At 42.6% G+C, this 14,352-nt stretch carries 12 protein-coding genes; 4 read left to right on the forward strand and 8 right to left on the reverse strand.

Translation table 11 applies throughout. The features are described from left to right. Positions 1-38: 38 nt before the first annotated feature. The 4 genes from Q0541_RS26540 to Q0541_RS26555 all read right to left on the reverse strand — a co-directional run bounded on the left by Q0541_RS26540 (position 39) and on the right by Q0541_RS26555 (position 6,783). Positions 39-2,615 (reverse strand): pentapeptide repeat-containing protein, encoded by a 2,577-nt coding sequence (locus Q0541_RS26540; protein WP_298918081.1) that lies wholly within the window; start codon positions 2,613-2,615, stop codon positions 39-41. Between the two features lie 42 nt (positions 2,616-2,657). Beyond that, complete coding sequence (locus Q0541_RS26545; RefSeq protein ID WP_298918084.1) at positions 2,658-2,909, reverse strand: hypothetical protein; 252 nt, start codon at positions 2,907-2,909, stop codon at positions 2,658-2,660. A gap of 745 nt (positions 2,910-3,654) precedes the next feature. Continuing rightward, positions 3,655-5,916 (reverse strand): tetratricopeptide repeat protein, encoded by a 2,262-nt coding sequence (locus tag Q0541_RS26550; RefSeq protein WP_298918087.1) that lies wholly within the window; start codon positions 5,914-5,916, stop codon positions 3,655-3,657. A gap of 393 nt (positions 5,917-6,309) precedes the next feature. Next, on the reverse strand, positions 6,310-6,783 hold the full coding sequence (locus Q0541_RS26555) for a hypothetical protein (RefSeq protein ID WP_298918090.1): 474 nt from the start codon (positions 6,781-6,783) through the stop codon (positions 6,310-6,312). A 103-nt stretch (positions 6,784-6,886) separates the two neighbouring features. Here Q0541_RS26555 and tumA point away from each other — a divergent pair, with 103 nt between their 5' ends. Both tumA and tumE read left to right on the forward strand, forming a co-directional pair. Further along, positions 6,887-7,117, forward strand: a complete 231-nt coding sequence (gene tumA, locus Q0541_RS26560) for an antitoxin TumA (protein WP_298918093.1) — start codon at positions 6,887-6,889, stop codon at positions 7,115-7,117. Beyond that, positions 7,107-7,511, forward strand: coding sequence for a toxin TumE (gene tumE / locus Q0541_RS26565; RefSeq protein WP_298918097.1), 405 nt, complete (start codon positions 7,107-7,109; stop codon positions 7,509-7,511). Before tumA ends, tumE begins: the two co-directional genes overlap by 11 nt. A 32-nt stretch (positions 7,512-7,543) precedes the next feature. Here tumE and Q0541_RS26570 read toward each other — a convergent pair whose 3' ends face one another. Both Q0541_RS26570 and Q0541_RS26575 read right to left on the reverse strand, forming a co-directional pair. Then, a complete protein-coding gene (locus Q0541_RS26570; protein WP_298918100.1) occupies positions 7,544-8,854 on the reverse strand; it encodes a Rid family detoxifying hydrolase in 1,311 nt (436 codons plus the stop codon). A 131-nt stretch (positions 8,855-8,985) separates the two neighbouring features. Next, entirely contained in the window at positions 8,986-9,417 is a 432-nt protein-coding gene (locus Q0541_RS26575; RefSeq protein ID WP_298918103.1) for an NUDIX hydrolase, read from the reverse strand. Positions 9,418-9,682: 265 nt separating this feature from the next. Between Q0541_RS26575 and malQ the strand changes: the two genes are divergently transcribed. Next, positions 9,683-11,191, forward strand: coding sequence for a 4-alpha-glucanotransferase (gene malQ / locus Q0541_RS26580; RefSeq protein ID WP_298918106.1), 1,509 nt, complete (start codon positions 9,683-9,685; stop codon positions 11,189-11,191). Positions 11,192-11,335: 144 nt separating this feature from the next. Here the strand turns inward: malQ and Q0541_RS26585 are convergent, their stop codons facing one another. Beyond that, positions 11,336-12,151, reverse strand: a complete 816-nt coding sequence (locus Q0541_RS26585) for a RodZ family helix-turn-helix domain-containing protein (protein ID WP_298918109.1) — start codon at positions 12,149-12,151, stop codon at positions 11,336-11,338. Positions 12,152-12,180: 29 nt separating this feature from the next. Next, complete coding sequence (locus Q0541_RS26590) at positions 12,181-12,939, reverse strand: pseudouridine synthase (RefSeq protein ID WP_298918112.1); 759 nt, start codon at positions 12,937-12,939, stop codon at positions 12,181-12,183. 134 nt (positions 12,940-13,073) lie between these two features. Between Q0541_RS26590 and Q0541_RS26595 the strand changes: the two genes are divergently transcribed. Next, entirely contained in the window at positions 13,074-13,787 is a 714-nt protein-coding gene (locus Q0541_RS26595) for a DUF2993 domain-containing protein (RefSeq protein ID WP_298918115.1), read from the forward strand. Positions 13,788-14,352 lie beyond the last annotated feature (565 nt).

Here is a 14,352-nt window from a genome sequence, read left to right on the forward strand (position 1 = left end):
TAAGTCTAAAAAAGAGTATTCTATGTAAGTTACTCATCTTATAGATTAGCCGCATCAAGATTCTCCCCTTTAATAATTTCGCCTTTAAGATTCGCCCGTTCAAGATTTGCCTCTACAAGATTTGCCTCTACAAGATTTGCCCGTTTAAGATTCGCCCTTTCAAGATTTGCCTCTACAAGATACGCCCCTTCAAGATACGCCCCTTCAAGATTCGCCCCTAAAAGAGTTGCCTGTTCAAGATACGCCCCTTCAAGATTCGCATTATGAAAGTCCTTAAAAATTAAAACGCAACCTTGCAAATCCAAAAAACTCAAGAAATTCAAGCAAAACACATAAGTATTGATTCTTTGCCCTTGCAAGCGGGAAATCCATGTACCGAAAGCTTCAGGAGTATGCCATTGAATCTTTGAAACTGTCTTTGTCACTCTAGCGCAAGCATTTAAGACAGCCAACAACGCTTCTTCTGCATTTCGTGCTTGTCGATTTTCTTCTTGAAAATCAGGTCTGGGAGTCAAGCGTTCCATCGGCATTCCATGACGCAACATAAAACCAATCAGATAGCATAATGTCTGCTGCCAATTGCCAACATCCGATGGATTCTGTAAACGCATTTCATCGGCAACAAAGTAAAAAAGGTATTCATCCATAGGGGATGCACCGCAGAGAATTGCCCACCTTTTTAAAGCCTCGCGCTCATCCCATCCTTCATCTGGATCATCCTGGTGAGCCTTCAGCTTTTTATGAATGAGTCTAACTTCTCGCACGATGCGTTTTGCTGTTAAATATTCACCAAAACTTTTGTGAGTAAATTCAAAAGTTTTTTCCTGTTCCTTAACTCCACTCTCACGAAAATAAAAGGCAGTCAAAAGACGAGTTACGCCTAATTTGGCACTTTCCTGAAACTTGTCTAAAAGACTCTTTAAACTACTGTGTTCACAATGGGCTTCAATCTCTTTGACTGTTGTTGTTCGTCCATCTCCATGCCAAGAAGCTAAAGCTATTTCTTCGAGGATGCGAACAAAGTCTTTTTCCTCAATTCCCCGAATAGCCGGATGTTGATAACCAGCCCAACCGCGCTGATAAACTGCTGTGAGCAAATTTGCATAAATTGCATTCAGGTTGCCGTCTGTAGGAAATTGCTTTTGCTGATCAAAACTCAATGCTACCAGGTAATTTAACAAGGGTTGGGCAGTAATTTCTGTGAGATTATTTCGGTTTAACTCTTCTGGTAAGCAATCATATCCCCGTCCGCTAGCATTGCCGTATTTATGCCACCAAATCTGACGTTGATCTTGCTGCAATAAGTTTTGATCGTCAATGTAATTCTCGCTCTCATGTTCAGTAACGAAATAAGGCAAGATATGCAATATTTGCTGTGGTTGCCGAAAGTCGCTACTATTTGCTTGCACTACCAATTCTCGACCGCCGATTAATACTTGTAAGCAAGTTTCACGGACATTAAACCGCTCTACTTTTCTTTGGACTTCACGCACAAATTGTTGAGCAATCTCAGTGGCAATTTTGCCCTGCATGGCAAGCTCATCTAAAGCATCGAAGATAATCAGTAAGCGGGAATCAGCCTTATCTTTATCTAGGGGATTATGTCTGAGAAAGCCATCGTCTCGGACAAACTTACCAACTGCCTCAACTAAGTCATCCGAGGGTTCAAAATGGTGCAAAGGAATAAATAAAACCGGAATTTTCCCTTTTTCTGCTTGGTTAGCTGCAAAGATTTTGGCCAAGGAAGATTTACCACTTCCTAGACCACCACTAATTACTCTGATGGCATCATCGCGATCGCCTTTTTCTAACCAAGCTTCTAATTCAGTTTCTAAGTCAAGAACAACTCGCTGATATTTCTCATCTTCTCTCACCCGGCGTTCAAATTCTTCTGACTTTTCACCCGCAACTTCCTGCTTATAGTAGGCGTGTAAGGGAACATAAACCTGTTTTAAACCAAACGCTTCTAAAAGCATCGGTTCTTCAACCTGTTTTTGTAGCCAAGCAAAATAATACTGCCATCTTTGTTCCCGTTCATTGGCTTGGGTGAAGGGGGTATCCAGTTCTTCTTTTAAACAAGCATATTTTTCTGGATGTTTTAGCCACTCTTTCTTTAAAGCAACTACAAAATAAGTAGGAAGACCATGACTAATTGTTAGTGCCTGTGCTTGATTAACGCTAAAATATTTTAACCAGTCGGCAAAAGCAGTTTTAATCGCTTCCAGAATCGGTAAATCTTTGGGACGGTTAAAAAAATCTTGGTCAATACGCAATTCTATACTTTCTAGGGAATGGTTGAGGCGATCGCACAATAGCTCAAGATCGCTCTCGTTTGGTTTTTCAAACAGTAACTCTTGATTTCCTTTTAGCAAACTCACTATTGCTTCTACCAAAGAACGGTAAATTAGTAACCAAGCAACTTCCTCTGGTGCTGCTGCTAAACCTAGTGCTGTTACACCGTCTAGAGCATCTTTGGCTACCTCTTCCCATTTACCCAAAACTCCATCTATTACACCTTTCCCTAGTGATTTGAATAGTTCTTTAAAGTCAGCGTTAATGGGTTTATTCCATAATGCAATAGGTTTACTAACTAAAAATCCAGAGGTATTGCTCATAGCTGTTGTATGACGCTGGTAGATGTACTAAGCCAATATATTTCAACAATGTTCTATCAGATTTTTACTGAAAATCAGCAGGAAATCTAATAATTTATCTAGATAAACTTGTAATTTCAGCCTCAAAGGCTCAACTCTCAGCTTCAAAAGCTCAACGTTGAGGTTCAAAGGCTCAACTCTCAGCTTCAAAGGCTCAACGTTGAGGTTCAAAGGCTCAACGTTGAGGTTCAAAGGCTCAACTGTCAGCTTCAAAAGCTCAACGTTGAGGTTCAAAGGCTCAACTGTCAGCTTCAAAGGCTCAACGTTGAGGTTTAAAGGCTCAATCGTCAGGCTAAAAGGCTCAAAAATGCCCTGGCGACTTAGCGCTTCTTAGTGGAGTCCAAGACAGACCTAACAAGAACAGCCCCTTCCCTACTAGCGTTGGGGAGTAAGATTCAAAGCCTTTCTCCTCTTAGGAGAGAGGAATGGAAGTGAGGTCAGGGTGTATTTTAGATAAACGAGATGTGCTATAGAAGTCACGGCTATACAGACGAAGCCCGCCTGCGTAGGTTTGAAAAATCTTCAGATTTAAAATGCAAAAGGGGCATAACATTGTTATGCCCCCAGAAAAATGCTTATTGTACCTAAATTAATAACTGCTGTTTTCGCCTATTTTATGCTTTAGCTAACTGGAACTTCAGGTTTCTTTTTCTTAGAACGGCGGTTAAACCTGCGTCCCATCTCATCAATGACTGCATCTAAACCTGTAACATCACCGCTAGCTTTGGCATAGTTGTAAGGCTAAAATCGCTTAATATTTAGCACGCAATTAGGTTTAGCCCCCAGTCTCCTGAAGGCAAGTTAGCTGGGATCTATTGTGCTTACCCGTTTGTCAGCCAGAGATTGAAATCTCAGACTTATAGCGCAAGTCCACTCAAGTGGACTGAAACCCTTTTCCGGTTTTGTTTAGAAGATTTTAGGTTATAACAGAGGGAATTGATTCTCAGGCGATTATTGGGACTTGTGGGTTTTCTGGTGGCTAGGTTGCAAATTACATGACCTAAGTTAGAGAAGACTGCAACAACCGTCGTATGGATGTAGCCTGCACATGGTCAGGGAACACGGTTAAAAAGTCATTTAGGTCTTGGATAGCTTCACGAATAGATTCTGAGGAAGCACCTTGAGATAAAACATGGAGATATAACCGCTCTGCTGGTTGATGATATTGAGCAGCTAAATAGTAAAGGGCTAAGTTAAAGGTATTAGACCAGTCTTTAGCATCTTTTTCGTAATGCTGTTTAGCAACCTTGATGGCAAGTGATAGGTCAGCCCATGCTTTATCTGGTTGGTTAAGGGCTTGGTAGGCTAAAGCACGATTATACAATCTCCAATTACTGTCAGAATCTAAGTTAATAGCGCGGTTGAAATCTGCCAGAGCCTCATTATATAGTTTAAGCATCAGGTAAGTTTGACCGCGACGTGCGATCGCCCAGTCATATTTGGGGTTAAGCTCAATTGCGCGGTCAAAGTCTTGTAGGGCTTCTGGATAACGCTTCATTGAGCGATAAGTTTCACCGCGACGTGCGATCGCCCAGTCAAGTTTGGGGTTAAGTTCAATTGCGCGGTCAATATCTTGTAAGGCTTCTGGGTAACGCTTCATTAAGCGGTAAGTTTGACCGCGCCAACCTAGAGCAATTGGTTGCCATTTAACTTCAATCCTAGAATTTTGTAGGACTGCGGTAAACATTTCTAATGTAACTTGATAAAGCTTCTCCTCATAAGCTTTTAACCCATTAGCTAGTTGCTCACCCCAACGCTGAACTTCAGCAGAATCCACATCTTTACCAGCCTGAAGCATTGTTTCTGCATATTGTTGGGCAAATTTGCGTTGATTTTTGAGTGCAGCAAGAAATTCATTGAGAGATACAGATAAATTCCTTTGCGGTGACTGACATAAATTGTGGTATGACACGTTTAATGTGTAACTTTGCCAGTTAGGATCGCGCTGTTTATTCTCTTCGTCCAATTGCAGATCGTTCCGTAGGCTGTCATAATAGTCTGCTAACTTAGCATGTATGTCAGCCCAACCTTGCGGCGATGAAAGGCGCTTGTGGCGTAACATTTGGGTTTTAACGATATCATGATAAGCCCAGCCATCAGAGCGTTCATTGACAAAGGATGTTTCTTTCAGCCAAGTAAATAGCTCATCAGCTTCTTCTCCTCTTAATTTGGCCATAACATCTCGATTCAAGCACCGAGGAATGGCAGCATCGAGAGCAACTTGTTGCCGCTTGGGGTCATCAATCCATTTTAAAAAGTGTTCTACAGCACTGCTGCTAGGCTCAACTACTTGGTTAGGGTCATTGGGATGAGCATCTGCTAGCATTCCCATCAGCAACGGCAAATTTCCAGAAAGGCGCAAAATCACTTCAACAATGCGATTGTCTGTAATGCCTTTGCGAGTTAGATATTGTTGGGCTTCTTCTTCTGTAAAGGCTTCCAGAGGGAAACGAACAATTAACCCCTCGTAAGGTGCCCAATGATTTTTATCTAATTCCTGCCGACCGGCGATGGTTATCAATATATTGAGAGACACTTCACCGTGGCGACCCTCCAAAATTTCTCGTAGCCAGTTATCTAGGAATTCCCCAGTGCGTTCATAGGTATCAAAAAACAAAACAACAGCAGTTTTATCGGCAATTTTAAAAATATCTTGCAAAAATAGCGGGGTTAGGATTTCTACAGGTTCTTGAACTAAGCGCACCTCATCTTTATTTGTTATTTTCTTTGCAACATAAGATGCCCATTCTCCGGCTTGGGTAGCCAAAGCATCCTCATCTACAAAGTCAAAGACAGCACCGCCAACGGGAACTCGACGCGCCAGACGCACACCAGTTTTAACTACAGTTTTGTCTACAAAAGCGGAAAAGCCTTGAGGAGCTTCTGGATCAGTTTCTAATTCTTGGCGCTTTTGACGGTAAACTTTGTAGCGTTCTGTAAACTGCGTTAGTTTGTGACCTTGCCGTTCCAAGTCTTCAGCTAGACGACCCATAACTTCTGGTACAGTTTTTTCAGCTTCATCTATATAAGCCGTAATATTTTTTGCTTCTTCAGCAATTTTGCGAAACTGTCGTAACAGGGTACTTTTACCAACCCCACCTTGACCCCAAACATTGAACAAAAAACGACGGCGGTCATCTTCTAACGGTAAACCTAGATTTTGGCAAAATTGGTTTACCTGGTCTTCACGATCCACAAAACCTGATTGCTGGCGCTGCTTAAGAATATCTTGTAGACTCTTGGGCTTGTTTTGTGGGTTCATGACCAGATTTAATTTTGAGATGTTAATGCTTACAGAATAACTACTCAATGCCCACGCTGTATTTCGGAATTTACTAAATGTTATTTAGGTAATTTTTACGTGTAACCTTGATTTAAGCTCGATGTTGACCTTCTGAGGCTCGACGTTCACCTTCTGAGGCACGAAGTTGACATTCTGAAGCTCGATGTTGACCTTCGGAGGCTCGAAGATGACATTCTGAAGCTCAAAAATGCCTTGGCGACAGAAGTCGCTGCTACACGAGACTTTACTGGCCTGCGCGGGTTTCAAAAATCTTTGGATACAAAACGCGAAAAGGGCATAACAATGTTATGCCCTTACAAATGACGTGTATTTTACCAAATTGATAACTGGTATGATTACCTGTTTTAAGCTTTAGCTAACTGGAACTTCGGGTTGCTTTTTCTTAGAACGGCGGTAAAACCTGCGTCCCATCTCATCAATGACTGCATCTAAACCTGTGACATCACCGCTAGCTTTGGCATAGCTATAAATTGATAATGCTGCGGCATACGCTTCGCTAGCAGCCGCTATACAGGTATCATCTACCAGTTCTTGCAGTTGCGTTAAAGACAAAAGCACCGGATACAAGTCCTCAAATATCCCTAAATCCCGGCGCATCTCTTCCAAGTCAAAAGAACGAGGTAAAAAGTTAGGGTTCTGTGTCGCCACTTCTAAAGCTTTGCTGACAAAAGCCCGACTTTTATCTCCCATCTTCAGCATCGTTCGCCGATCTTCAGGGGTCAAATCAATCAAAAATGGTAACTTTTCTCTAATTGTAGCGATCGCCTGCATGACTGCTTCTTTGTCTGCTGGGGCTAAGTTTGCACTGATGCGATTTTCGGGCATTTTTAATACTCCTTTAGGATACTTAGTTTCAGTATTCCCAAAGTTATAGAGGCGATCGCGTTTGTTGAGAGATAATTAACAATGAAATTGAATGCAGAAATCAATGCGTAAACAAATCATCGAATATACATCTTCACTAGATGCGCTGATTGACCTTACCAAACAGTTGAATACCTATGAAATAAAGTACCAAATGAATTCAGAAGATTTTTTTGTTAAATATAGCCAAGGGGAAACTTCTGACGATGAAGTGTTTATCGAATGGGCAGGAAACTACCAACATTATCTAGCTCTACACCAAGAGATAAAGAGCAAACTTAGAGATGTCGCGTAAAATTATCCAAGCCTATTTAGATGAAGTTGAGCAACTTTTACTCAACTGCTCTAACACATACGTTGAGGAATATGGTGCAGTAATTTTAACGACACAAAGAGCTAATCTCCGCATTAGGATACGCTTCGCTCTTAAATATTTACTGGCAGTAAGTGAAGCCTTTGTTATTGTAAATAATCAAATTACATATATTGATTACCGCTATCACTTTCAAGATGAGCAAAATAGTCTGATTTTTCGTTATGACAGTACACCACACTTTCCCAACTTGCCTAGCTTCCCGCACCATAAACATCTTTTAGACAACGTAATTGCTTGCGAAAAGCCACATATAGCTGATGTGCTACAAGAAGTGATGGAGTTTTTAGAGTCAAAACAGAACAATCAAATGTAATCGTTAAGATTTTGCTCATTGATACGTTCCTTTTAACCGCTAATTACAGCGATCGCATCAATCTCTACCAACACATCTTTAGGTAAGCGCGATACCTGCACACAAGCCCGCGCTGGGGCTGTATTTTCCGGGAAATATTTAGCATAAACGGCATTCACCGCCGCAAAATCATTCATATCAGCTAAAAATACAGTGGTTTTCACCACATCTTGAAAAGTCGCCCCGGCTGCTGTGAGGATAGCTTCCAGGTTAGCTAAAACTTGCTCAGTTTGCTTTTTGACATCATCAGTGTAGACGACATCACCAAGGCGGGGATCGATGGCAATTTGTCCAGCTATGAATACAAATTGACCAGAAGCTGCGATCGCTTGATTATAAGGGCCCACTGGTGCGGGTGCGTTATCAGTATTAATTACTTTACGAGTCATAGATATTACTTTCTCTAACGATGTTTCCTGTTTACCGATTTCCACTTCAGCAGCGATCGGTTTGTAGACTTCTCCATCAGGCATTATCGCACCAGTCAGGTCTGCATCTTTAAAAGTTGCCCCATAGATATTTGCGCCAGTTAAATCTACCTTCTTTAGCTTTGCCTGTTTCAGATTCGCGTTGATCAAATCTACTTTTTGTAGTTCTGCTTTCTCTAAATTTGTCCCCTCAAGGCAGGCTTTTCTGAAATTTACACCTATGAGATTTGCTGCACCTAGATCAGCCAGAGTCAGATTCATACCTGACAAATCTTTTTGAGATAAATTAACACCCCGAATTTTGGCTCCCTGCAAGTTAGCACCTTTGAGTATCACTTGAGCTAAGTTAGCTTGACTCAAATCAGCTGCAAACAAGTTAGTTCCACTTAAATTAGCACCAGTAAGGTTAGCTCTAACGACTTTTGCTTCATTTAAGGATGCGTCAGTTAAGTTTGCAGAATTGAGTGTTGCATCACTCAAGTTGGCGTTATCAAGATTGGCGTTACTAAAGTTAGCGCTACTCAAGTTTGCTTTACTCAAGTTAGCGTTATCAAGATTGGCGTTACTAAAGTTAGCGCTACTTAGTTTTGCTTCACTCAAATTAGCACTACTTAGGTCTGCCCAACTCAAATTTAAACTAGAACTTTCGCCCAACTCACTTAAATTTGCACCTGTTAGAGAAGCTCTAGTGAAGTTTGCGTTTTTAAGTAATGCTTTAGTCAGGTTGGCATCATTCAAATCTACACCCGTCAAATCTGCACCTGTTAGGTCTATTCCACTCAGATTTGTATATTTGAGGTCTATTCCTCTAAGATTCTCGTTGTGAAATTTACGTTCTCCTGCGGCGTATTTCTCTAAAAGTTCTTCAGCGTCCATAATGCACCTTTAAATACCACTGACACAGTATAATCACAAAAACTTTGTGTCACAGGTATTCCTCTCCCCTCTTCCTTCTCTTCGAGACGCTGCGCGAATGTGCCCTTCGCGCCCTTTGCGGTTCGTCCCTCTTACCCCAACCTCGGACGTATCCCATAATGCCGATATCGCCAATAATCCTGCAAAATGCGATCATGATCAAAACATAAATTACCAGGCACACGCCAAGACTCAAAAATGCTTATACCCTTAGCATCATCCCCAGCCACCGGTTCCCCCGTCGCTGTCGCCAAAAACACAATACTAATCGTATGCTGACGCGGATCGCGATCAGGGTTAGAATACACCAGTAATTGTTCAACTAACTCCACCTGCAAACCCGTTTCTTCCTCAGCTTCCCGCCGGGCCGCCACTTCCACCGCTTCCCCATAATCCACAAAACCACCAGGAATAGCCCAACCTAAGGGTAGATTATGTCTTTCAATTAACACTATTGGCCGATGAGGTCGATCTACTAGTTCAATGATGATATCAACTGTCGGTGTAGGATTTCGATAAGTCATGCAATTTTGGATTTTAGATTTTGGATTTTGGATTAATTAGGAATTGGGCATTGAGGAGCCACTGCGTTGCCGGGGTTCCCCCGGTTAAAGCAAGTGGCATCATGGGGCATTGCATTATGTTATTCCCCCCTCAGTCCCCTTACCCCTTATCACCAGAGGGGGTACCGAGTTCCCCAATCCCTAATCCTTGCTATCGACAGCTTTCAAAGCTGAACGTAGCGTGATAGATTAATGCGATCGCTTCCTCTCATAATTCAGGTTAAATATGCCTTTTCCTAGATCAAGTGGCATTTTGCTGCATCCCACATCTTTTCCCAGTCGATTTGGCATTGGCGATTTAGGCTTAGAAGCCTATAGCTTCATCGATTTTCTCAAAGAAAGCCATCAACAATATTGGCAAGTTTTACCTTTGGGCCCCACTGCATACGGTAATTCACCGTATATGTGCTACTCGGCAATGGCGGGAAATCCCCTGCTGATTAGCCCAGAAAAACTGCGAGATGAGGGTTTGCTAACAGAAGAAGACTTTGCTAATTTACCAGGATTACCGGAAGAAAAGGTAGATTTCAAGGAGGTAGTGTCGGTTAAGATTGGGCTACTCAAAAAAGCCTATGAACATTTTAAAGCCAATGCCACACCCATCCTACAAAAAGAGTTTGAAGGTTTTTGCGACAGCAAAGCCTATTGGCTAGATAATTACGCCTTATTTATGGCGTTGAAAGATGCCAATGAGAATGCAAACTGGCACACATGGCCGTCAGAACTTGTCAAGCGTGATCCACAAGCAATGGAGCAAGTACAGGAGCGACTCAATGGAGAGATTTTTTATTACAAGTTTGTCCAATTTGAGTTTTTCCGCCAGTGGTCAGAGCTTAAAAGCTACGCCAACATGCGCGGTATTGACATTATCGGCGATATCCCCATCTACGTAGCTCATGATAGCGCTGATGTGTGGGCGCATCCCAACATCTTTTGTCTAGATGAACAGACAGGAGCTGCCGCCCAAATGGCAGGAGTCCCACCAGATTACTTTAGCGCCACCGGTCAATTGTGGGGCAACCCGGTTTACAACTGGGAGGAATTGCAAAAACAAGACTTTAAGTGGTGGGTACAGCGCTTTGAGGCAATGCTGGATTATGTAGATATAATTCGCATTGACCATTTCCGGGGCTTCGAGGCTTATTGGGCTGTGCCTCAAGGTGAAGAAACTGCCATCAATGGTAAATGGGTGGAAGCGCCTGGAGATGCTTTTTTTGAAGTGATTAGGCAAAAGTTGGGCAAGCTACCCGTCTTAGCAGAAGATTTGGGAGTAATTACACCAGGGGTAGAAGCGCTGCGAGATAAGTATGAATTTCCAGGGATGAAAATTTTGCAATTTGCCTTTAGTGCTGATGCCGCTAATCCATTTTTACCATTCAATTATCCGCGCAATTCTGTAGTTTATACCGGGACTCACGATAATGACACTACTTTAGGCTGGTTCGATACAGCTAGCGACGAGGAAAAGCAAAAGTTGTTGCTTTATTTAGGTTCTATTAGTCCTGAAGGCATCCACTGGGATTTAATTCGCCTAGCTTTGAGTTCCATAGCCAACCAAGCAATAATTCCCTTGCAAGATATTTTGGGATTAGGGAACCAAGCGCGGATGAATTTTCCCAGTATTCCTGAAGGGAACTGGGAGTGGCGCTATCAACCAGGAGCGTTGACACAGGAATTAGGCGATCGCTTGAAAGTTCTTACTGAACTTAATGGACGCGCCCCGCAAGAACAATGAAGCAGGGGGAGCAGGGGAAGAAAGAATAACCAATACAACTCTACCAGAGGCTGGCGCTTAGGGCGTAGCTATGCCGCAGGCTTTACGGCAACTCTTAGAGACGCTCTTGCGTTCGCTCAGTACAAGTGCCCCATACCCCATATTTCAAAACTTAGGCTTGGCAGCAATCCTAACTTCTTCCTCTTTCCCAGGCTCTCCCATTTCCTTGGCTTTCTCTTGATTGACGCTCATTAAAACACCACCAGCATTATCAGTTTTCACTGTCAGTTGCTTCTGAGCTTTCCAAATCCGGTGAGTTCCCTCTGGCAGAATACCCTCAAACTTGGTTTTGCCATCAGCTACTACGCGAATCCAGGATGACGCTTTCAAAGTGACACCAATCTGTACAGCCTGTCCCTGTTTGACGCCGCTAAGGGTATCGCTGACCGACTGAACCTTCACTGACTCTTTTAGTTGGGCTATTTCTGGTTTAACGACAGATTTTTGTTTTGGAGATGGCTGGTTTTGACTATTATTTGCTTGTAGTACAGCGTTATTTAATAACTGAGATAAGCCATTTACAGAACATACAATTAGGAATATGTAAAGAAAGTAAAGATGAATCGGGCGTAGTTGACTCAGAGGTGAAGTATTCTCCCTAACTTGGGGGTTCACTTGTGCAGAACTGATCGGAAAAGTGCCAGAAAATTCTACTCCATTCAAACCTAGTGCCTCGGCAAATTGCCTAATCAAACCCTGAATATAGATTGGTTCTGGCAGCTCGCTTAAATTACCTTCTTCGATCGCCTGCAATAATCGCCGAGAAATCCTAGTTAATACAACCACTTGCTCTAGAGATAGACCCTGTTCTTGACGCAATGCCCAAAGTTGAGCGCCCAATTCTGCTAACTTTTCGGCTCGTTCTTGCTCTAATGAAATTGATGGCTGGTGATTATTCTTCTTCTTTCTTAGCCATTTCATGCCTGCTGACACTCCTTAACTCCGCTGAATCAATAATTAGGTTGCGTTATCTGTTGTTGCAAAAAGTGAATCTCTTGATCTTTGAGGGAACGATATTTACCCTCTGACAAAAAGGGTTCTTTTAAAGTTTGTAATTGAATTGGGCCGATAGCAGTCCGATGCAGCTTGATTACTGGGTATCCTAACTGTTGAGCTATCCGACGAATTTGGCGATTTCTTCCCTCCTGCAACACGATTTCTAAAAAGCTTTGCTCGGCACGACGTTCTATGAGGTGTACCTTGGCGGCCCTGGTTTTTCTACCCTCCAACATCACACCCTGACACCACATTTGCAGTACCGCTTCTGGAGGATGTCCTTTTACCAAAACACGATATGTCTTGGAAATGCTGTGGCGTGGATGCGTTAGTCCAAATGTCAGATTTCCGTCGTTTGTCAGGATTAATGCTCCTGTAGAGTCTGCATCTAAACGCCCAACAGGGTGAATACCTGAACCCTCTCGTAATTCTTTAGATAGTAGATCCAGGACTGTTGGTCTGCCGTGAGGGTCGTAGCAAGTAGAAACCACGCCTGCTGGTTTATGCAGCAATAGATATATTAAAGCCGGACGCTGCTTTTCGGATATAGGCTTACCATCGATCGCGATCACATCTTTTTGAGGATCAACTTTTTGACCTAAATGTGCTACTACCCCATTAATTCGCACCCGTGAGTGCCTAATCATTTCTTCGGCTTCACGACGTGAGGCGATACCCCATTGAGCGAGAATTTTTTGTAACCGTGCCTCCATGTGGAAATTGCTTATTTACTGTTAACAATTAAATGATATTTGCATTTTGTAGTGAGTAGGCATAAATGTTAAATTTAAGACTTATTTAATTTATGTTCGGTTGTTAAGCAAATACTCATAAACAGATTAGTTAAATGCCAGAGCAAAATTCTCAAACAAGAAATACCAGTAAAATCCGCATAATTACGCAGGTACTCACAACAGCCCTAAAGCTCTGGTTGAGAACGCAAGTCACCCAAATATCTGAATTAGAAGTGGAGATTAAAGCGAGCGATCGCCAAATTCTCTCTGGACGCATCCCCTTGGTATCTATATTTGCTACTCATGCTGTTTATCAAGGTCTCCTAATTACACAAATTCAATTAATGGCAGAAAATATTCGGATAAATATCGGCTCGGTAATCAAGGGACAGCCACTGCAACTGTTAGAAACAGTACCAGTGGTTGGCGATTTGATCGTAGACGAGAAGGATCTCAATGCTTCTCTCTCATCTAACTTATTATCGACTGCTTTGAGTGATCTATTGGTTAAGGTTTCACCAACACATTACCCAGAGCCACAACCAATTGATTGGCAAGAAATTCTCCTTCAGAACAATCAAATTATACTGCGGGGCATCAAAGTAACCAATAGTCAAACAACACCTCTAGAGATTTGTCTGAGCTTACAATTACTCAATGGCCATGAGTTGCGACTGGCAAATATCCAAATCAAGCCCGACCAAGGAAATATATTAGATGACAATCATGAGTACAATTTGGATCTTGGCTCAGATGTTGATATCCAAGAACTAACGCTGATCCCAGGCAAACTAGTGTGTCGTGGGCGGATTAACGTTAACCCTTGATGATTAAAAGTTAAAAATATTAATTACTTACTTGAAATAATATAATAGCTTCTCGAAATAAGGGCAGGGGGGCATACCCCGCATTTCTCACAAGCAAGAAATGCAGAGGTGCAGAAAGGCTCTAGGGGCAAGAGGTCTATGGCAGGAACCCATAATGCGGGACGGGGGCAGAGGGGCAGAGGGGAAAGAACTTGTACAAGAACTCTCCTCTGCTCAAGAGCTCAAGAGCACAAGGTTTTGAGAGATGTGGTGAAAAATCCGGGATACAACTCTTGGAAAGGCTGGCGCTTAGGGCGTAGCTATGCCGCAGGCTTTACGACTGCGCCCAACTCTTGGAGAGGCTGGCGCTTAGGGCGTAGCTATGCCGTAGGCTTTACGCCTACACTCAGGACAAGCTCAGTAACCAGGGGGGCAAAGGAGTAGAGTTCAAAAACTCGTCAGCGAGTATTAAAGACTCGTTCAAGAGTATCAAAGACTCGTTCACGAGTATTAAAGACTCGTCAGCGAGTATCAAAGACTCATTCACGAGTATCAAAGACTCATTCACGAGTATCAAAGACTCGTC

The sequence above is a fragment of the uncultured Nostoc sp. genome, from assembly GCF_937863485.1.
In the GTDB taxonomy this organism is placed as follows: Bacteria; Cyanobacteriota; Cyanobacteriia; order Cyanobacteriales; family Nostocaceae; genus Nostoc.